At 67.7% G+C, this 17,698-nt stretch carries 20 protein-coding genes; 7 read left to right on the forward strand and 13 right to left on the reverse strand.

Annotation, left to right across the window (positions count from 1 at the left end):
- The first annotated feature begins 142 nt into the window (after positions 1-142).
- Complete coding sequence (locus tag QC765_RS01700; RefSeq protein ID WP_278312685.1) at positions 143-694, forward strand: YceI family protein; 552 nt, start codon at positions 143-145, stop codon at positions 692-694.
- Between the two features lie 110 nt (positions 695-804).
- On the opposite strand, the gene QC765_RS01705 is transcribed toward QC765_RS01700, so the two are convergent.
- Positions 805-1,791 (reverse strand): SRPBCC family protein, encoded by a 987-nt coding sequence (locus QC765_RS01705; protein ID WP_278312686.1) that lies wholly within the window; start codon positions 1,789-1,791, stop codon positions 805-807.
- A gap of 28 nt (positions 1,792-1,819) precedes the next feature.
- Positions 1,820-2,173 carry an ArsR/SmtB family transcription factor gene (locus tag QC765_RS01710; RefSeq protein ID WP_278312687.1) on the reverse strand — a complete coding sequence of 118 codons (354 nt, stop codon included), beginning with the start codon at positions 2,171-2,173 and terminating at the stop codon, positions 1,820-1,822.
- A gap of 241 nt (positions 2,174-2,414) precedes the next feature.
- Between QC765_RS01710 and QC765_RS01715 the strand changes: the two genes are divergently transcribed.
- Both QC765_RS01715 and QC765_RS01720 read left to right on the forward strand, forming a co-directional pair.
- Positions 2,415-4,130 (forward strand): acyl-CoA dehydrogenase family protein, encoded by a 1,716-nt coding sequence (locus QC765_RS01715; protein WP_309297285.1) that lies wholly within the window; start codon positions 2,415-2,417, stop codon positions 4,128-4,130.
- A 197-nt stretch (positions 4,131-4,327) separates the two neighbouring features.
- Positions 4,328-4,807 (forward strand): DUF4383 domain-containing protein, encoded by a 480-nt coding sequence (locus QC765_RS01720; protein WP_278312688.1) that lies wholly within the window; start codon positions 4,328-4,330, stop codon positions 4,805-4,807.
- Between the two features lie 132 nt (positions 4,808-4,939).
- Here QC765_RS01720 and QC765_RS01725 read toward each other — a convergent pair whose 3' ends face one another.
- On the reverse strand, positions 4,940-5,440 hold the full coding sequence (locus tag QC765_RS01725) for a hemerythrin domain-containing protein (protein WP_278312689.1): 501 nt from the start codon (positions 5,438-5,440) through the stop codon (positions 4,940-4,942).
- A 360-nt stretch (positions 5,441-5,800) separates the two neighbouring features.
- Here QC765_RS01725 and QC765_RS01730 point away from each other — a divergent pair, with 360 nt between their 5' ends.
- Positions 5,801-6,034, forward strand: a complete 234-nt coding sequence (locus QC765_RS01730; protein WP_278312690.1) for a hypothetical protein — start codon at positions 5,801-5,803, stop codon at positions 6,032-6,034.
- Positions 6,035-6,139: 105 nt separating this feature from the next.
- Here the strand turns inward: QC765_RS01730 and QC765_RS01735 are convergent, their stop codons facing one another.
- From QC765_RS01735 to QC765_RS01750, 4 genes are all read right to left on the reverse strand, one after another.
- On the reverse strand, positions 6,140-6,970 hold the full coding sequence (locus QC765_RS01735) for an SDR family oxidoreductase (protein ID WP_278312691.1): 831 nt from the start codon (positions 6,968-6,970) through the stop codon (positions 6,140-6,142).
- 74 nt (positions 6,971-7,044) lie between these two features.
- Positions 7,045-7,809 carry an enoyl-CoA hydratase/isomerase family protein gene (locus tag QC765_RS01740; RefSeq protein ID WP_278312692.1) on the reverse strand — a complete coding sequence of 255 codons (765 nt, stop codon included), beginning with the start codon at positions 7,807-7,809 and terminating at the stop codon, positions 7,045-7,047.
- A gap of 63 nt (positions 7,810-7,872) precedes the next feature.
- The gene (locus QC765_RS01745; RefSeq protein ID WP_278312693.1) at positions 7,873-8,958 is read right to left on the reverse strand and encodes an NAD(P)-binding domain-containing protein; all 1,086 of its coding nucleotides are present in this window, start codon (positions 8,956-8,958) and stop codon (positions 7,873-7,875) included.
- 22 nt (positions 8,959-8,980) lie between these two features.
- Complete coding sequence (locus QC765_RS01750) at positions 8,981-9,610, reverse strand: DUF4190 domain-containing protein (protein ID WP_278312694.1); 630 nt, start codon at positions 9,608-9,610, stop codon at positions 8,981-8,983.
- A 104-nt stretch (positions 9,611-9,714) separates the two neighbouring features.
- On the opposite strand from QC765_RS01750, the gene QC765_RS01755 reads away from it, so the two are divergent.
- Entirely contained in the window at positions 9,715-10,512 is a 798-nt protein-coding gene (locus QC765_RS01755; RefSeq protein WP_278312695.1) for an META domain-containing protein, read from the forward strand.
- Positions 10,513-11,085: 573 nt separating this feature from the next.
- Here QC765_RS01755 and QC765_RS01760 read toward each other — a convergent pair.
- The 4 genes from QC765_RS01760 to QC765_RS01775 are packed head-to-tail and all read right to left on the reverse strand — an operon-like array spanning position 11,086 to position 14,457.
- On the reverse strand, positions 11,086-11,691 hold the full coding sequence (locus QC765_RS01760; RefSeq protein WP_278312696.1) for a response regulator transcription factor: 606 nt from the start codon (positions 11,689-11,691) through the stop codon (positions 11,086-11,088).
- Positions 11,688-12,788 carry a sensor histidine kinase gene (locus QC765_RS01765; RefSeq protein ID WP_278312697.1) on the reverse strand — a complete coding sequence of 367 codons (1,101 nt, stop codon included), beginning with the start codon at positions 12,786-12,788 and terminating at the stop codon, positions 11,688-11,690. Before QC765_RS01765 ends, QC765_RS01760 begins: the two co-directional genes overlap by 4 nt.
- Positions 12,785-13,531 (reverse strand): ABC transporter permease, encoded by a 747-nt coding sequence (locus QC765_RS01770; protein ID WP_278312698.1) that lies wholly within the window; start codon positions 13,529-13,531, stop codon positions 12,785-12,787. Before QC765_RS01770 ends, QC765_RS01765 begins: the two co-directional genes overlap by 4 nt.
- On the reverse strand, positions 13,528-14,457 hold the full coding sequence (locus tag QC765_RS01775; RefSeq protein ID WP_278312699.1) for an ABC transporter ATP-binding protein: 930 nt from the start codon (positions 14,455-14,457) through the stop codon (positions 13,528-13,530). The genes QC765_RS01770 and QC765_RS01775 overlap by 4 nt, the downstream gene beginning before the upstream one ends.
- Before the next feature lie 163 nt (positions 14,458-14,620).
- Between QC765_RS01775 and QC765_RS01780 the strand changes: the two genes are divergently transcribed.
- Entirely contained in the window at positions 14,621-15,541 is a 921-nt protein-coding gene (locus tag QC765_RS01780) for a hypothetical protein (RefSeq protein WP_278312700.1), read from the forward strand.
- A gap of 5 nt (positions 15,542-15,546) precedes the next feature.
- Here QC765_RS01780 and QC765_RS01785 read toward each other — a convergent pair whose 3' ends face one another.
- Positions 15,547-15,762 (reverse strand): hypothetical protein, encoded by a 216-nt coding sequence (locus tag QC765_RS01785; protein ID WP_278312701.1) that lies wholly within the window; start codon positions 15,760-15,762, stop codon positions 15,547-15,549.
- Positions 15,763-15,930: 168 nt separating this feature from the next.
- On the opposite strand from QC765_RS01785, the gene QC765_RS01790 reads away from it, so the two are divergent.
- Positions 15,931-16,557 carry a lipocalin family protein gene (locus tag QC765_RS01790; protein WP_278312702.1) on the forward strand — a complete coding sequence of 209 codons (627 nt, stop codon included), beginning with the start codon at positions 15,931-15,933 and terminating at the stop codon, positions 16,555-16,557.
- A gap of 32 nt (positions 16,558-16,589) precedes the next feature.
- Here QC765_RS01790 and QC765_RS01795 read toward each other — a convergent pair whose 3' ends face one another.
- On the reverse strand, positions 16,590-17,666 hold the full coding sequence (locus tag QC765_RS01795) for a SagB family peptide dehydrogenase (RefSeq protein WP_278312703.1): 1,077 nt from the start codon (positions 17,664-17,666) through the stop codon (positions 16,590-16,592).
- Positions 17,667-17,698 lie beyond the last annotated feature (32 nt).

The raw sequence follows: 17,698 nt of genomic DNA on the forward strand, positions 1-17,698 counted from the left end.
TCAGCCAGCGCGCTGCGGGCGGCCCAGCCTCGCGCATGTGACTTCCGTCACCATCCCTCGACACAAGCCTGGTTGAATGCTTGACTAGTTTTAGTTGCTCGCGCAACTACTTGCATTGATTCCACGCTTTCAAGGAGCCACCATGACCACCGCCGTCACCACCCTGCCCGACCTCACCACCGGAACCTGGACCATCGACCCCGTCCACTCCACCGTGTCGTTCAGCGTCCGCCACCTCATGGTCAGCAAGGTCCGCGGCGAGTTCACCGAGTTCTCCGGCGAGCTCGAGGTCGCCGAGGACGGCACCCCGGCCGTCACCGCGCACATCGCTGTCGCCTCCGTCACCACCAAGAACAAGCAGCGCGACGAGCACCTCGCCACTGCCGACTTCTTCGACTCCGCCAACAACCCGACCGCGACGTTCGCCTCCACCGGGCTCCGCGGCGACGGCGATGAGCTGTACCTCGACGGCAACTTCACCCTCCGCGGCGTGACCAAGCCCGTCAGCCTGGCCCTCGAGTTCAACGGCGTCAGCCCCGGCATGGGCCAGGGCGAGGTCGCCGGCTTCGAGGCCAGCACCACCATCAACCGCAAGGACTTCGGCCTCAGCTTCGACGCCCCACTCGAGAACGGCGGCGCCGTGGTGGGCGACAAGGTCACCATCACTCTCGACATCGAGGCCGTGAAGCAGTAGCACACCTCCTGCTGCCACCCCTGGTCCCGCGTGCCACCACCCCGGCGCGCGGGACCAGTTGTTTTCGCTAGGCGAGCTGCCCGGCAGGCACGGTCACCAGGCAGCAACGGTCACGCGACTGCCGTCGCCAGCACGTCGCGCTCGAGCCGCTGGTAGCTCGTTTCCATGCCATCGGTCATGCCGGTCCCGAGGACCATGTCGCGCAGCTCGACGCTCGGATACGTGATGACCAGCGTCATCAGCGTGCCACCCTCCACAGTCGCGAGGGTCATCTCGTTGACCGTGCCGTCCCCGGGCATTCCGATCATCCGCTCGGTGGTCACCATGCGGTGCGGCGGAGCCGACTCGAGCAGCTCGCCCTCGAACCCAAACTTGCTCTCGTCGTTCCCGGCCTCTTCCCATTCGTACCGGTAGCTCTCGCCGACCCTCTCCGCGACCTCGCACACCGGCATCGTCCAGCCTTCGGGGCCGAGCATCCACTGCCGCAGGAGGCTCACGTCGGTGTGCGCGCGCCAGACGTCCTCGATCGGGCCACGGATGACCCTGCTGATGCGTACCTTCGTGTCGCTGAGGATCGTGGTGCCGGTCGCTCGGCCAGCGGCGAAGGACGAGAGGTCGTCGAGGATGGCGTCGATCTGGCCCATCGCTTCCCTCATGCCTTCGTCCATGCCCATCTCGAGGAGCTTCTCGAGCTCGGCGAGCGAGTCGAACTGGCTCACGGTGGTGACCCGGGATCCCGCGTCGGTGCCTTCGAAGGTGAATCGCATTCGCACGGCGGGCAGATCACTGTTGGGGCTGCCGTCCGCGTGGGCGAATCGGTCGCGCACTTCGAATGATTGCTGTGGCTGCACGGAATCCCATTCCCACAAACCGTGGTAGGTCTCCCCTTCGGGCCCGGTCATCGAGTACACCGATCGGCCACCGGGCGCGGCATCGTGGCGGGTGAACTGCGCGGGGTAGGCCGGTGGCCCCCAGAAGCGCTCGATCTGCCGCGGGTCGGTGTAGGCGTCCCACAGGCGCGCGAGCGGAGCCGCGAAGTCGGCGACGACGGTCATCGTGAGGGCTTCCGGGTCGCGGGTTACAGATGTGACGGGCATGGCTTTGCCTCTCGGTTCGAGTTGATCATTAGGTGTCGGCGGCGAGGAGCGCATCGAGTCGCGCGACGCGGCCCCGCCAGATCTGTTCGTACCGGTCGAGCAGCATCTGTGCCCGCCGGATTGCCTCGGGGTTGCCGCGGACTTGCCGCTCGCGGCCCTTCGGATGCTTGGTCACCAGCCCAGCTCCTTCCAGGACGGCGACGTGCTTCTGCACAGCGGCGAACGACATGTCGTAATCCGCAGCGAGTTCCGAGACTGTCGCCTCTCCGGCGAGAGTCCGGCGCAGGATGTCGCGGCGCGTCGCGTCGGCGAGGGCCCGGAAGATCCGGTCGACCTCGCCATCGGTGAGCTCAGCGGAATCTGCGTCCGTATATACAACCATACGGTTGTACATTACTCCGTTGCTGGGATTTCGCAATACCCAGGCGCCGCGGGAACACCGGAAGGCGGCAGCACCACGAATGCCCCACCGGCTCCGCGCCGGGGCGAGTGCCGTAGCGCCGGGTACCAGCGCTTTCGTGGGACATCGCGTCCCGGCGTGTGCTCTGGCACGCAGGCGCGGCGGAGGCATAGTCTCGGAGGACAAGCCAAGCAATGCTCCGTTCGAGACCAAGGCAGGTACCGTGCCCTCCCCCGACCTTCTGCTGCACCCGCACAGCTACGACCCCGCGCACTTCGACGCCGAGACCCGCGAGCTGCTCGCCGCGACGATCGACTGGTTCGAGTCCCGCGGCCTGGGCAAGCTGACCGAGGATTTTCACGATCACGTCTTCTACCAGGAGTTCCTCGACTTCGTCGCCGAGAAGCAACTGTTCGCGAAGTTCCTCACCCCCGCCGGCCAGGAGGGCGCCGCGCCGGGAGCCCGCTGGGACACCGCCCGCGTCGCCGCGCTGTCAGAGATCCTCGGGTTCTACGGGTTGAACTACTGGTACCCCTGGCAGGTGACCGCGCTCGGCCTCGGACCGGTCTGGCAGAGCAACAATTCCTCGGCCCGCCAGATCACTGCCGAATCCCTCGCCAGCGGCGAGGTTGCCGCGTTCGGGCTGTCCGACAAGGACCACGGCGCTGACGTCTACTCCACGGACATGCGGCTCACCGCCACCGAGGACGGCTACCGGGCCAACGGCGGCAAGTACTACATCGGTAACGGCAACTGCGCCCGCACGGTCTCGGTGTTCGGCCGCATCGACCAGGCCGATGGCGGGCACGAGTATGTCTTCTTCCGCGCCGACTCCTCGCATCCCGCGTTCGAGCTGATCAAGAACATCGTGCCCTCGCAGATGTATGTGGCCGCGTTCCAGCTCAACGACTACCCGGTTCGCGAGGAGGACATCCTCCACCGTGGCGACGATGCGTTCTCCGCCGCGATGAACACCGTCAACGTCGGCAAGTTCAACCTGTGCTTCGGCGGAATCGGCATGGCCACCCACGCGTTCTACGAGGCCATCACCCACGCCTCCAACCGCGTCCTCTACGGCGCCGCGGTGACCACCATGCCGCATGTTCGGGCCGCGTTCGTCGAGGCGTACGCCCGATTGATCGGTGGGCGCCTGTTCTCGGACCGGGCGATCGACTACTTCCGCGAGGCCAGCGCCGATGATCGCCGCTACCTGCTCTACAACGCCGTCACCAAGATGAAGGTGACCACCGAGTCGGAGAAGGTCATCGGCCTGCTCGGGGACATCGTGGCGGCCAAGAGCTTCGAGAAGGACAACTTCATCACCATCGCCGCCAATGACGTGCGCGGCCTGCCCAAGCTCGAGGGCACCGTCGCGGTGAACCTCGCGCTGATCAACAAGTTCATGGCTGCCTACCTGTTCCAGCCCGCCGATCTGCCCGAGGTGCCCACGCGCCGCGATGCCGCCAACGACAGCTTCCTGTTCAACCAGGGCCCCGCCCGGGGTTTGTCGAAGGTGCGGTTCCATGACTGGAACAGCGAGTTCGAGGCCGCTTCGCGCATCCCGAACGTCGCGGTGTTCCGCGAGCAGATCACCGAGTTCCTCGCGCTGCTCACCGAGGCCACGCCATCGGCCGACCAGATCAAGGACATGAACTTCATGCTCGAGGTCGGCCAATTGTTCACCCAGATCGTCTACGGCCACCTCATCCTCGAGCAGGCCCGCATCGAAGGCATCGAGGACGCTCTCATCGATCAGATCTTCACCACGATCGTCCGGGACTTCTCCAGCTACGCGGTGGCCCTGTACTCCAAGCCGCTCGCGACCGACGATCAGCAGAAGCGCATGATCGCTGCGATCCGTCGTCCCGCGGACAGCGATGACAGCTCCACGTGGGATGCCGTCGCCAGCATGTCCGATAGCTACACGATGAACCCGTAGCGTCTCCAGCCCTGATGAGCGGGAGGGAAGCCACCTGGTTTCCCTCCCGCTCCATTTCCCAGGCGCCAGGTTCTGGCGACATGCTCGGCCTGGGGTGATTGATCGGCCTGGGTGGTTAAGCCGCCTGCCCGGGGGTATTCACGGTTCGGCGCCCCCCGCGCCCCTCCACGGGGCGCCGCCAACCAGGAAGGACCATCATGGTCTCCCACGAAGCACACCACCGGCCCACCAATGCATTTGCCCCCGTCCAGGTCGGCGCCGCCATTGTGGGCGCAGCATTCCTGCTCGCGGGCATCGCCGGCTTCATCCCCGGCGTGACCAGCGACTTCGACACCCTTCAGTTCGCTGGGCACGAGTCGGAGGCCGCCCTCCTCGGCGTGTTCCAGGTCTCCATCCTGCACAACCTGGTGCACCTGGCGTTCGGCGTCGCCGGGCTCGCCCTCTCCCGCACCGCGAGCGCTGCCCGGATGTACCTCCTGGGCGGCGGGGTGATCTACCTGCTGCTTGCTGTGTACGGGGCAGTGATCGACTACTCCAGCGAGGCCAACTTCGTGCCCCTCAACACGGCCGACAACTGGCTCCACCTGGGGCTGGGCCTAGGAATGCTGGCCCTGGGGCTGCTGCTGCCGCGCCTGGGCCACCACACCCCTGCGGGACATTCCAGCGCCACCGCCTGACCGTCGCGCTCATCCCGGGAGCGAGGGCGCGCCCCGCCCCCGCTCCTGGGAGGAGCAGAGCAACTACGCCACCAGCCTGTGGCATCCGTGCCGATTCAATGCCCGTGCCGATTGGCGCGCCGTCAGCCGCGTTCAGTTGGTGACAGCATCGAGCGCCTTCTTCAGCGCGGACGGCTGCGCCGGCGAGCGGGGCGCCTTGTCCCTCATCGCGAGCATCTCCTTGCCGATCTCCTGGAGCGGCTTGCGGCCCAGCGCCTCGCGGACGCGAGGGAACCACTCGTTCTCCTCCTCGTCGATGTGGTGGGTGACGTTCTCGATCAGCACCGTGGTCTTCGCGGTGAAGCGATCGCTATCGGAGTCGAGGATGGCCAGCTCTGCCACCAGCAGGTCCGCCACATGATGCTCCTCGTAGCTCTCGAGGATGTCGTCGCGCAATTCGGGGAGCAACTCGCTCACCCTGGGGTACATAGACTCGTTCTCGAGATAGGTGTGGACAGTCAGCGCCTCGATGATCTTTCGGACGATCTGCCCCTTGCGGACATGGGCTTTCGGACCCGCTGCCTCGAACTCGCGGAACAGCTTCTTGATCTGCTTGTGGTCCTGCTTGAGCAGGACAATGGCGTCGGTGGACATAGCAAGCTCCTGGGGTGTCGCGTGGGGTGCCTTCGAGGCGCGCCGTCGGTCGGGATCGCTGACCAGGGGCACGGCTCGGTGGGCGCGGCTCGCCATTGAGCTGCCCTGCTAGGGACTACCCTCGGCGCCAAGCGGCAAACCAACCGGCCCACGCTCGAGCACTCGGCATCCTCGCCCCGGACCCCTTATCGAAAACCCCCGTTTACCTGCAGTTAAACGAGTATCGACCAGGCGACAAACCGGTCAAGGAAGCGCATCCTTTGCTGCGACTAGCTCACCAATCCGGCTGTGGCTCAATACAAATAGGGGCAGCGCGTCACTCCCCAGCCCGGCGCGCACCCTACGAACCAAGGATGCACCATGCTCGAGCAGATCCTCACCGCCCTGATCGGTGACTCCAGCTACTACGCCGCCCTCGGAGAGTTCCTCACCGGCATCGGCGACATGAACGCGGGACAGGCCGAGCTCATTGGCGTGCTCCAGGGCACCCAGGAGATCGGCCAGGAGTGGGACGCCGAGGCCGGCCAGTGGGTCGACGTCGAGCAGTCCTTCTACCAGCCCGTCTTCCCCTGGAACCCCGCCGACCGCCCCTGACCCTCCCCAACGCAGTGGCCCCGTGGATGATCCACGGGGCCACTGGCCTTTCCTGGCCTGGACTGGCCCAGTCTCGACTTGCCCGGCCTGGCCTGGCCCCATTGATCAGCCTTGCTTGGGCTCCATCAGCGGTGCCCCGATGACCCCCATGGTCTGGGCGGCGCCACCAAGAACCCATCCCCCATCGGCGGGCAGCACGACGCCCGTCACATAGCTAGCAAGCGGGGACGCGAGGAAGCGGCACACATTGGCGACATCCCGTGGGGTGCCATAGCGGCGCAAGGGGACGCTATTGGTGACCAGATCGCGCGCCTCGTCGGTGGGAGCAAGGCGGGACATGCCCTCGGTGCCATCGATCGGACCCGGGATGACGCCGTTCACCCGCACCCCAGACGGTCCCCATTCGAGAGCGAGGGTGCGGGTGAGCATGTCCACTCCCGCTTTGGCCGCGCAGACGTGCGCCTGGGTGATCGTGGGCAGTTCCGACTGCGGCGCGGAGATGTTGATGACGGATGCGCCCGGGCGGCGCAGGAACTGGAAGCCCGCGCGCAGCACGTTGAAGGTGCCCAGCAGATCGATGTCGACGACGGACTTGAACGCGTTGGCGGACATGTTGAGGGCTGCGACCGGGAAGTTGCCAGCGGCGCCGGATATGAGCACGTCGATGGGCCCGAGCGCGTCGGCCGCGGTCGCCAGGGCTTCCTCGGTGGCGGCGTAGTCCCGCACATCAGCGGCGGCCCCGAACGCGGCGACGCCGAACTCCTTCAGGTTCGCCACGGTCGCGTCGACCTTGTCCTGGGAACGGCTCTGCACCGCGATGTTCGCGCCCGCGCGGGCAAAGTCCTCAGCGATTCCAAGATTGATGCCGCTGGTTCCCCCGGCCACGAAGACGACCTTGCCGCGCAGGTCGAGGGTCTCGATGAAGTCACTGCTCATGGGTTTCCTTGAGGTCGCAGGGTTGATGGTCGCAGAAGAGAAAGTCGCAGAAGAGAAGGTCGCAGGGATCGGATCTATCGCTCGAACCGGGGCGAGCGCTTGGCGAGGAACGCCGCGACGCCCTCGCGCCCGTCAGCGCTGCCTGCCGTGCGGGCGATCGCTGAAGCCTCCGCGTCGAGATGCTCGTCGAGGGCATTGGTGTCGCTCGCGCGCAGCAGGCGCAGGATCTCGCTCGTCGCGGTGCGCGACGCGCCAGCAAGCTGCTCCGCGATGGCGCGCGCGTGCGGCACGACGGTTTCATCGGTATCGGTGACGTCACCAAGCAGCCCGAGGCGCTGCGCCTCGGTGCAATCGAGGAGCTGGTTGGCGAGGATGATGCGCGCGGCCTGGCGGTTCCCCACGATGCGGGGCAGGTTCCAGCTCAGCCCGCCATCGGTGGAGAAGCCAATCGTCGGATATGCCGGGAGGAACCTCGTGCCTGGACCGCCCACGGCGAGCGTCGCGGCGCACGCGATGCTCATCCCCCCGCCCGCAGCGAAACCACGCACCGCAGCGATCGAGGGCGCGTCAATGGCGCGCAGCGCGGAGATGAAGCGGTGGAACGGTGCAGCGATCTCCGCGAGATAGGCACCGGGGTCCTCCGCCGCGGCGAATGCCTTGACATCGCCGCCATTGCAGAACCCCATCCCGTCCGGGCCCTGCAGCAGGATTGCCCGGATGCTGTCGTCCTCGCGCAGCACGGTGGCGGCGTGGTCGAGCCCCGGGATGTCCAGGCTGCAACCCCGGTCCGGATCCGACACGATGACCGTGGCGATGCCACTCTCGATGGTGATGCTCACCCAGTTGCCTCCTTGCTCGTCCCGCGTGGTGATCCTACGACCTCGGCAGCGCGCGTGGGCCTGCTACCGGAGCCCGAGCGTGCCCAGCAGCTCCCGCGCGGCGTCCCGTCCTGCCCGGTTGGCCCCGATCGTGCTGGCGGATGGTCCGTAGCCCGCCAGATGCACCCGTGGCTGCTCGGCGACCTGGGTCGCTGCCCGGCCCGTCATGACGATGCCACCGCCGTGCCCGCGCAGCGCGAGCGGGGCCAGGTGATCGAGCGAGGAACGGAACCCCGTGCACCAGAACAGGATCCCTGCCGCCTGGAATTCACCGTCGGCCCATCGCACGCCATCGGGCTCTATACGGGCGAACATCGGCCGCCGCGCCAGGACCCCCCGGTCACGAGCAGAACGAACCGCTGGGGTCACTGGCAGGCCTGTCACCGACACGACCGAGCCGGGCGGCAGCCCTTGGCGCACCCGGTCCTCCACCAGAGCCACCGCGCGCCGCCCCTCTCCGGGATCGAACGGGCCCTCGCGGAACCGCGGCTCGCTGCGGGTCACCCAGGTGGTGGAGGTGACGCGGGAGACCTCGTCGAGCAGCTGGATGGCAGAGATCCCCCCGCCGATCACCACGGTGTGCTTGCCGCGGAACTCGTCAGCGGTGGTGTAGTCACGGGTGTGGAGCTGCCGGCCGCGGAAGGCGTCCGCTCCCGGATAGAACGGGATGAATGGCTTCTCCCACGTACCGGTGGCGTTGATGATGCCCCGCGCCCGCCAGGTGCCCGCGCTGGTCTCGACCTGGAACCGATCATCGTCGTGCGGCCCGCACACCACCTGCACCGCGACCGGTCGTCGCACGTCCAGGCCGAATTTCTGCTCGTAGGCGGCGTAGTAGCGTGGCACGGCCTCCGCCGCGGTGACCTCCCCGCGCGTGGTGTCCACGATGTCGGCGAAGGCGAGGCCGGGCAGGTCGCTCACCCCGTTGACGGTGGCGAGGGTGAGCGAGGGCCAGCGATGCTGCCAGGCGCCCCCGGGCCGATCAGCGGCATCCAGGACCACGAAGCCCTCCCCTGCGCGCAGCCCGAATCGCGCCAGGAAGTGTGCGGCGGACAATCCGGCCTGCCCCGCTCCGATGACGACCACATCGACATTGCTGCCCTCCGCCATGACCGCCAGCGTATCGGCTCGGCTAGTAGCCCGCGGCACTCCCGATGATGCTGAGGCCCACCAGGAGCACGAAGATCACCGTGAGCGCGGCTCCGATAGCGATGCCAGCGATTGCGAGCCCGTCGCCGTTCTCCCCGCTCTGCTGGATCTGCTTGCGCGCCACCACGCCGAGGATGATGCCGATGAACGCGAAGAACCCGCAGCACAGCAGCGAAGCGATCGAGACGATGAGGGACGCGATCGCGAGCCCGTTGGTGCGCTGCGCCATCCCGTAGGGCGATCCGGGTCCAGCGGGATAGCCGGGACCCTGCGGGTAGCCAGGGACTTGTGGATAGCCAGGGCCCTGTGGATAGCCGGGATAGTCGCCCTGGCCCGGTGGCGGCGGGTAGTAACCACCCTGCGCTGGGTCCGGTATCGGATAGCCATGCTCCGGTGGCGGGCCGTAGGGGTCATGCGCTGGACCGGTCGCGCCAAATGGGCCCTGGGGGGCGCCGCCGAGCGGCGGATACGTGTAGCCGCTGTTGTCACCCCACTGGTCTCCCCGTGCGCCATGGTGGCCCGAGCCGGGGTAGGGCGGCGGGCCGGGCGGTGGCGGCCAGCTCGCGCCCTCATCGGAGCGGTCACGGTCCTGGGGGTCCTGCGGTGTGGTCACCCTCCGAATGTAGACGATCGACCAGCGCTCCCTCGCCCGGCAGCGATGACTATCACCTTCTGGTAGAACGGCAAGGTACATATACGACGGACGGGGATGGACGTGTGAGATCAGTGTCGAAGCGCATGATTGGCGTGCTCGCGTCCTGCGGTGTCCTCGCGGGCATGGCGGTGTCGTGCGGCAGCAGCGACGAGGAGGAGCCAGTGGCGGGTCTCGAGGGGCGCGAGTTCATCTCCAGCTCGGTCGAGGGCACGCCGATACCCGGTGGTGGTCCCCTCCGGGTCGAGTTCGGCGAGGACAGCACGCTCAATGCCACCGCGGGCTGCAACACCGCCTTCGGGGGCGTCGACCTCTCCGACGGGCGGATCCGGACCGAGCAGCTCGCGATGACACTGATCGGCTGCTCGGAGGAGACCGCCGGGGCCGACGAATGGCTCAACAGCTTGCTCGCCAGCGAGCCCGAATGGCAGCTCGACGGCGAGGAGCTGGTATTGCGAACGGAGGAGACCACCGTGACCCTGGTGGACCGCGTGGTCGCCGAGCCGGACCAGCCGCTGGTGGGCACCACATGGGAACTGCGAGCGCTGATCTCGGAGGATGCGGTCACCTCTGGCGCTTTCATCGCCGAGTCCGGCGCGAGCCTGCGCATCGACGAGGAAGGGCGGGTGACCGGCTCGGCCGGCTGCAACGGCATCATGGGATCAGCTCGGGTGGATGGCTCCACGGTGGAGTTCACCCCGCTGGCGACAACTCGGAGGGCGTGCTCCGAGGAAAAGACCGAGGTAGAGAGCGCGGTGCTCGCCGTCCTGTCCGCGGGCACGGTAGAGGCGACCATCGAGGCCGATCGGTTGACGGTGATGGGCGAGTCCGGCAACGGGCTCGAGTACGTCGCGCGGCAGTAGCGCTTCGCGAGCGACGCGTGCTGGCCCCCGCTTGAAGCGAGGGCCAGCACTATGTCCAGGTGTTCAGCGCGCAGGGATCACAGTCCGCCGAGGAGCAGGTGGAGGAGATCGCCGACGATCGTTACGAGACCAGCAACAAGACCCATGATGGTGTCCTTTCGATTGGTTGTCGTGAACCATCCCCGGAGGGACAGCACCCAAGCTATTCACGCCCTGTTTCGAGAGATGGCTCCTCGCATTGCTAGGGGGTGACAGTCCTGCCGCTGCGGGACCGGATCCGCAAGATCGGCGTCACGTTCGGCTTCCGATTTGTTCTGCTTGCCCGGTTTCGCGCCCGGATTGCCTGGTGCTTGTGAACACGCTGAAACAGCCGTGACGGCTGAGCCACAGCGCTGGCAGTACCCCGGGCGGCCGCAGTGCTGGCAAAAGCACGGGAAGCCGTCAAACGCGATAGAAGCGCACCAGGGATTTCCGCGGTTTCTATCGCGTTTGCAGCGCCAGCAGCGCATCCCGAGGACCAGCCGCGCAGCCCGCAGCACCAGTGGCGCGCCCCGAGCCACCAACGCCCGCCCGCTACAACCAGCCGTTGTGCTGCGCGATCCGGGCTGCCTCGGCACGCGTGGCCGCCCCGGTCTTCCCGATGGCCGCGGAGAGGTGGTTGCGGACCGTGCCCTCGCTGAGGTGGACGCGGCGAGCGATCACGGAGACGACGGCGCCGTCGAGGGCAAGGCGCAGCACCTCTTGCTCGCGCGGGGAGAGCGGGTTGTTGCCGGTGACCAGCGATTCCGCAGCTAGGGCTGGATCGACGACGCGCACGCCCGCGTGGACGCGCCGCACGGCTTCGGCGAGCTCGCGGGCGGGGGTGTCCTTGACCACGAAGCCATGTGCCCCGGCGTCAAGGGCACGACGCACGTAGCCACCGCGCCCGAACGTGGTGACGATCAGCACGCGGGAGGCGGGGCACTCGGCGCGCAGGCGCACTGTGGTGGCGATCCCGTCGAGGCCGGGCATCTCGATGTCGAGCAGGCACACATCTGGCTGGTGCTCGCGCGCGGCCGCGAGGGCTTCCGCGCCATTTCCCGCCTCGGCGATGATAGTGATGTCGGGCTCGAGGTCGAGCAGGGCGGCGAGAGCACCGCGAACGAGGGCCTGGTCATCGGCGAGCAGCACGCGGATCATGGGATCTCTACCTCCAGCACGAATTCCCCGGTGGCTGTCGTGCCGGCCGCGATGCGTCCCCCTGCGGCGGTGGCTCGCTCCTCGAGCCCGCGAAGGCCGTTGCCGAGGCGGACGGTGCCCACTGGCCCAGCGGCGGCGCCGTCGTTGGTGATGCGCAGGCTGCGCTGCTCGATGTGGATGCAGCAGGCGCGAGCGTCGCTGTGCCGGATGATGTTGGTCGTTCCTTCTCGCACTGCGCAGGCGAATACCTCGGCGATGTCGGCGCGGTCGGGGCTGGCGGCCATCTCGGTCTGCCAGTCGATTCCTGCGGCGTCGAGTGCTTGCTCGGCGGAGCTCAGGGCCTCGGGCAGGCCGCGTGTTCGCAGTCCGCTGACCGCGGCGCGCACTTCAGCGAGGGCGGTGCGGGACAGCTCGTGGACGGCGTCGATCTCGGAGCGGGCGCGATTGGTATCGGCATCGATGAGGCGGGAGGCGAGCTCTGCCTTGACGGCGATGACGGTGAGGCCGTGGCCGAGGATGTCATGGACCTCGCGGGCAATGCGGTCGCGCTCGCCGAGGCGGGCCACTTCGCGCTCGAGGTGGCGCCGGTGGTCCTCGGCGAGCAGCAGGGTGCGCCACATCAGGGAGATCACGACGGCGGGCGCGGTGAAGAGCAGGATCTCCCAGTACGCCCCGGCGGGCGTGCCATCGATGAGTACTGGCGTCCAGATGATCGTGGCGGCAGTGATCGCGATGAGCGCGAGGGACCGTGCTAGCGGCCAGGCGAAGATGACGTAGCAGGTGACGAAGGGAAGCATCGCCAGCGCCGCCCCGATTCCGGCGATTGCCGCGACGGCCACGATGATGGCGATCAGCGCCGCGACGAGGATGTTGATGCGGGCACTGTCCTCCGCGATGTCCCGGAGCAGGAACAGGCCAGCCGTGTAGAGGATGGCGTAGGCGGCGAGGAGCGCCAGGGCTGCCGCGCGCGCGGAGAGAGAAGTGTTGTCCTCGACGATGAGCATGGCGGGGAAAACGAGGAACACCAGCCACGCCGCGCCAAAGATCCAGCCGTTGTCGCTGGGCTCCTCGCGGCCAGGCTCGATGGTGCTGCTCACTGCCGCTGCCGCCCGCGGCGGGAGAGCAGCGCTGCCGCGGCGCCGAGGATGATCGTCCAGGCGACGATGTTGGCGATGGGGATCCACAGGGGCTCTCCTGCTGCGGTCGAGTACGCGCCCTCGGTCTGCGGGTAGCGGGCTAGCGCAACCATGCCATACATGGGGGTGAGCTTGCCGATGGCCAGCATGGTTCCGCTGAGCGGGATGAACACGTTGCCGAGGAAGGCTAGGATGACGAGCGCTCCACCGGCGGCGGAGAGCGCGGCCTCGGTGCGGAACGCGAATCCGACGGCGAGGCCGAAAAGCGCGAAGATGACCGACCCGGCCCAGATGGCGGCGGCGGAGAGCACCCATACCCGCGCGGTCGCCTCGGCGCCGGTGAGGGCTCCGGTGGCGTAGACGACCCCGATGGGCATCAGCGCGACGACCATGGCGACGACGGCCTTGGTGGTGATGAATCCCTGGGTGCTCATCGGGGTCAGCGCGAGCTGCCGGCCCCATCCCTGGAATTGCTCGACGGCCACGGAACCGCCGATGGTCATCGTGGCAACGGCAGCGCCGTAGGCGGCCATCGACGTCATGATCGCGGCGGCGACGTTGCCATTCCCGGCCGTCTCCGAGCCGTACTCCTGCATGGCGCCGAACACGAGGTAGAAGATGCCAGGCAGCAGCGCGATGAAGAAGACATTGGGGACGTTGCGGATCGTGCGCAGCAGCTCGATGCGGGCGTAGGTGATGCTCATGGCATGGTTTCCTCACGGGTCGAGGTGAGCGCGACGAAGGCGGCCTCGAGGCTCGCGCTGGTGATCTCGAGATCGGTGGCGCTGGTGTGGTTCAGCAGCAAGCGGGCGATGTCGTCGGATTCGGTGGTGGTGATGCTGACCCTGTCGCCATGCAGGTCGATTCCGCGCACGCCCGGCTGGTCGGCGAGCAGCGCGCGGATGCCTGGCGCGTCGCGCGGGGCAAGGCGCGCGGTGACGGTACGCCCCATTGTTGTGGCGCGGATCTGCTCGGTGGGGCCGTCGGCGATGACGAGTCCCTCGGCGATCAGGACTACGCGATCGGCGAAGTCGTCAGCTTCCTCGAGGTAGTGGGTAGCGAACAGGATGGTGCGGCCCCGCGCAGCCTCGGCGCGCATCGCGTCCCAGAATCCGCGGCGCGCGGTGACGTCCATGCCGGTGGTGGGTTCGTCGAGGACGAGGATGTCGGGGTCCGGCAGCAGCGCGAGCGCGAACTTGAGGCGTTGCTGCTGCCCGCCCGAGCAGAGCCCGACCCGGCGATCGGCGATCTCGGCGATGCCAGCTCGCTGTAGCGCTTCGTTGACGGGGAGGGCCCCGGGGGTGACGGAACGGATAATCGTCGCGGTCTCGGCGACGGTGAGGTCAGCGAGAAGTCCACCGGTCTGCAGCAGCGCGGAGAGCCTTCCGCCGCGCACGGCGTCGCGGGGACTGGTGCCGAGCACCTCGATGGTGCCACTCGTGGGCGCTGCGAGCCCGAGGATCATGTCGAGGGTCGTGGTCTTCCCGGCGCCGTTGGGCCCGAGCAACGCCACGATCTCGCCGGTGGAGATGCGCAGGTCGATGCCGCGGACGGCGTGCACGGGCGTGGCGCCGCGAAGGTGGAACTGCTTGGTGACGCCGGCGAGGCTGACGGCGGTGTGCTGGTCCATGCATTCATCGTGGCTCGTGCCGGAGGCACTCGCCTCGTCCGGTTGTCATGGATCGGCGATGACACGTGTCATGGATTGACCGGCTGGGGTGACATGCGCCACTGCACGAGCGGGTAGCATCACGCGCAAGTTGTCCGTGCGTGGAGAAGGCTGAGGTCGTGTGGTGAGATCTACCGCTTCGAGGTGGCCATCGCGGAGAGCGGCGACGCTGCTGCTGGCATCCGTTGTCGTGCTCGCGGGTTGCGGCGGGGGCGAGGAGCCCGACGACCCGGCTGCCTCCCCAGGCGGGGCGACGAGCACCGGGCCCGCCACGAGCGCGCCCCAGGACGATACCGCTGGCCCGCCACCGATCACGGTGTCCGCGGGCGGTTCTGAGCATGTGCTCGAGCCGTGGTCATACTGCTGGGATGGCACCTGCGTGGATGGCGCCCCGCCGGTCGAGCCATTGGCGCTGGGCACGGCCGAGGACGTCCGGATCTCCTTCCCCGAGGAGGATGCGACGTTCATCGCGCGGATGCGCTCGGCCGGCAGCGGGGAGTGCGCGCGCACGTTCGAATCGACCTTGTCGCGCGACGATGATGACCTCTTCGTGCTGGAGCCGATGGGAATCGCTGGCGAGTACGAGGTGCTGCTGGCGGTCCGCGGCCAAAGCGGCGATGCAGCGGTCTCGTTCACCTGGACCACGCCGAGCGATGGAACGATCACCGACCCCGAGGCCACGCTCGCCATTGCCTCGCCGTTCGTTCCGCTCAGCGAGGCACGGCCGGACATGTCGGTGTCGAACCTCGGCACGGATCCGGGCAATGCGGCGGTGACCGTCGAGATCGTTGCTGCTGATGGCTCGTCGCAGTCGATCAGCAGCGATGCCGCCGCGATCGGTTGCCCGGAGGGCAGTGTGCGGTTCTTCGGCACTGGCGAGGAGATGTCCTTGACGGAGGCTCCGGGCCCCTATGAGTACCGTGTGACGCTGCAGCTCGATGATGCCGTGCACGAGGCAGTCGCGACGTGGCCGCCGCCGGAGGGGGATGGCTCCGCGCCGTATGTGTCCCTGGACTTCGAGCCGCCGCTGCCGGGGCTCGGCTAGGCGCGCTACCGGGCGCTGGCTGCCGGGTCCGCAGCGGGGCTCACGGGCATGCCGATCCCGAGCAGCGCCATCATGCCCCAGCCGAAGGCTCCGCTGCCGAGCGATCCCAGGACGGCCTCGTCGGGGGCGTGACCGCTGATGAGGCGGATGCCGATGATCGCGACGAGGGAGCCCATCGCGTAGGGCGCCGAGCCGATTACTCGGTCGAGGACGGGTTTCACGGCTTCTATGGTGCTGGTCTTGCGACGATCGCACAATCCGTGTGCTGTGATTGTGGCGTGTTCCACCCATCCGGGCAGCCGTCGCCTACGGATTGCTAACGCAGTGTCACTTCAATCGTGCCGTGGTGCTGCGCAGTCCCGGCACGCACCGAGCCATCAGGAGCCACCATGAGCCCTTCGCTTTCACGTCCGGTCCTCCCCGCGCTGGCCGCCGCAGGCATCCTTGCTGCGGGCATCGTCACGACGAGCGCGGCCGCTTCCTCTGCCGCACCGGGCTCGATGATGCCCGCTCCGCTGCCATCGATCTCCTCGCTCGATGTGGAGCGCTACGCGGGCACCTGGCAGCAGGTGGCCGCCGTGCCGCAGCCGTTCAACCTCGAGTGCGCTCGCGATACCAGCGCCACCTATGCGGTGATAGCGCCCGGCACCATCTCGGTGCGCAATGACTGCACCACGTGGTCGGGCGGTCGCTCGGGCATCGACGGGAAAGCAACCGTGACAGATCCTTCGACCAACGCATCATTGCAGGTCACGTTTGGGTCGGTGCCGTTCTCCCCGCCCGAGGGCGTACCGAACTACGTCGTCACCTACATCGACGAGGGCTACGAGACCGCCATCGTCGGCGATCCGGCCCGCACCTCTGGCTTCGTGCTCTCCCGATCAGGCACGCTGACCGGCGAGCAGTGGCAGCGGGTCCAGGATGTCATCACGGATCGAGGCTGGAACCCGTGCTTCTTCCTGACCTCGCCGGTGACCGGCGGGCTGGAGACTATCCAGCCGCTGTGCACGCTATAAGGGGCACGCTATAAGGGGCAGGTTGTGAGCTGCTATCCGGGGTAGCCGATGGCGGTGACGGCGAGCACTGGCTCGCTGATCGGGTCCACGCCGATGATCTGCTCGATGAGCACATCGCTGATCGCGGTGGCGGTGACAGATCCGAGGCCCATGGCGGTAGCGGTGAGCAGGACCGTCTGGCTGATGTGCCCGGCCTCGAGCAGGATGTCGCGGTAGGCGCGAGTGGTGCTGAATCGCCATCGGCTGCGCCGGAGCACCGAGGTGTAGATGAGCAGCGCGGGCGCCTCGGCGAGCCAGGGCTGGTTGCCGAGGGCCCGCGCGAGCAGCTTCGCGCGGGCTGGGCGGCGGATGCGCTCGAGTCCGCCCCGGGATGCCGCGTAGTGGTAGAGGCCTGGTTGCAGCCCGTGGATCCGATTGGCGTGCAGGTAGATCTCGATGGAGCTGCGCGCGCCCGCCGAGGGGCTGGTCTTGCGGATGATGGGCCCTGTCTCGGCATTCTCGATCACGTCGATGGGCCCTGCGGCGATATCGATGATCGTGCCAACGGCGTCGAGGGAAAGGGGCCGGGTGGTGAATGATCGCGTGGAGCGCCGGGCGAACAGCACATCGACCAGCCCGGGCCGTGGCCAGTTCGAGGCATCGTCGATGCTCGGCGTGGTGACGGTGATCGGTTGCCGGGGAAAGGTCTTGACCACATCGGGTGGTGGCTCGGCGTGTGCTTTCGACGAGAATGCCTCCACATCGGCCACCGGGTCGAGGTACTCGATCGTCTCGTCGGTGCGGGAGGCGAAGTGGTGGTACCGCGTGGATGGCCCCCAGTCGCCCCATTCGGCGAGAAGGCGCTGCTCCTGCTGGTGCTCCTCGGAGCCCTCGGCGAGCAGGATCTTCTCCTCGAGCAGCCGCTCGGCTATCGCGCGGTGCAGGTCATTGGTCGGCCCTATGGTGGCGATGTCCCGCCAAGAAGAAAACCACCGCAGTATTCCGACGCTCTCGGGCGTGAGCGCGAACTGGCGGTGGTGGAGGTAGTCGTCCCAGATGAGGTTCCCGTTGCGCCAGAACAGCACTGCGTATTCCGCGACCTTCACGCGAGTCAATCTCTGCTCACCCACCCCTTGAGTGTTTCATGCACCGGGTGAGGGCC

It is taken from the genome of Hoyosella levis, assembly GCF_026008515.1.
GTDB classification, from domain to species: Bacteria; Actinomycetota; Actinomycetes; order Mycobacteriales; family Mycobacteriaceae; genus Lolliginicoccus; species Lolliginicoccus levis.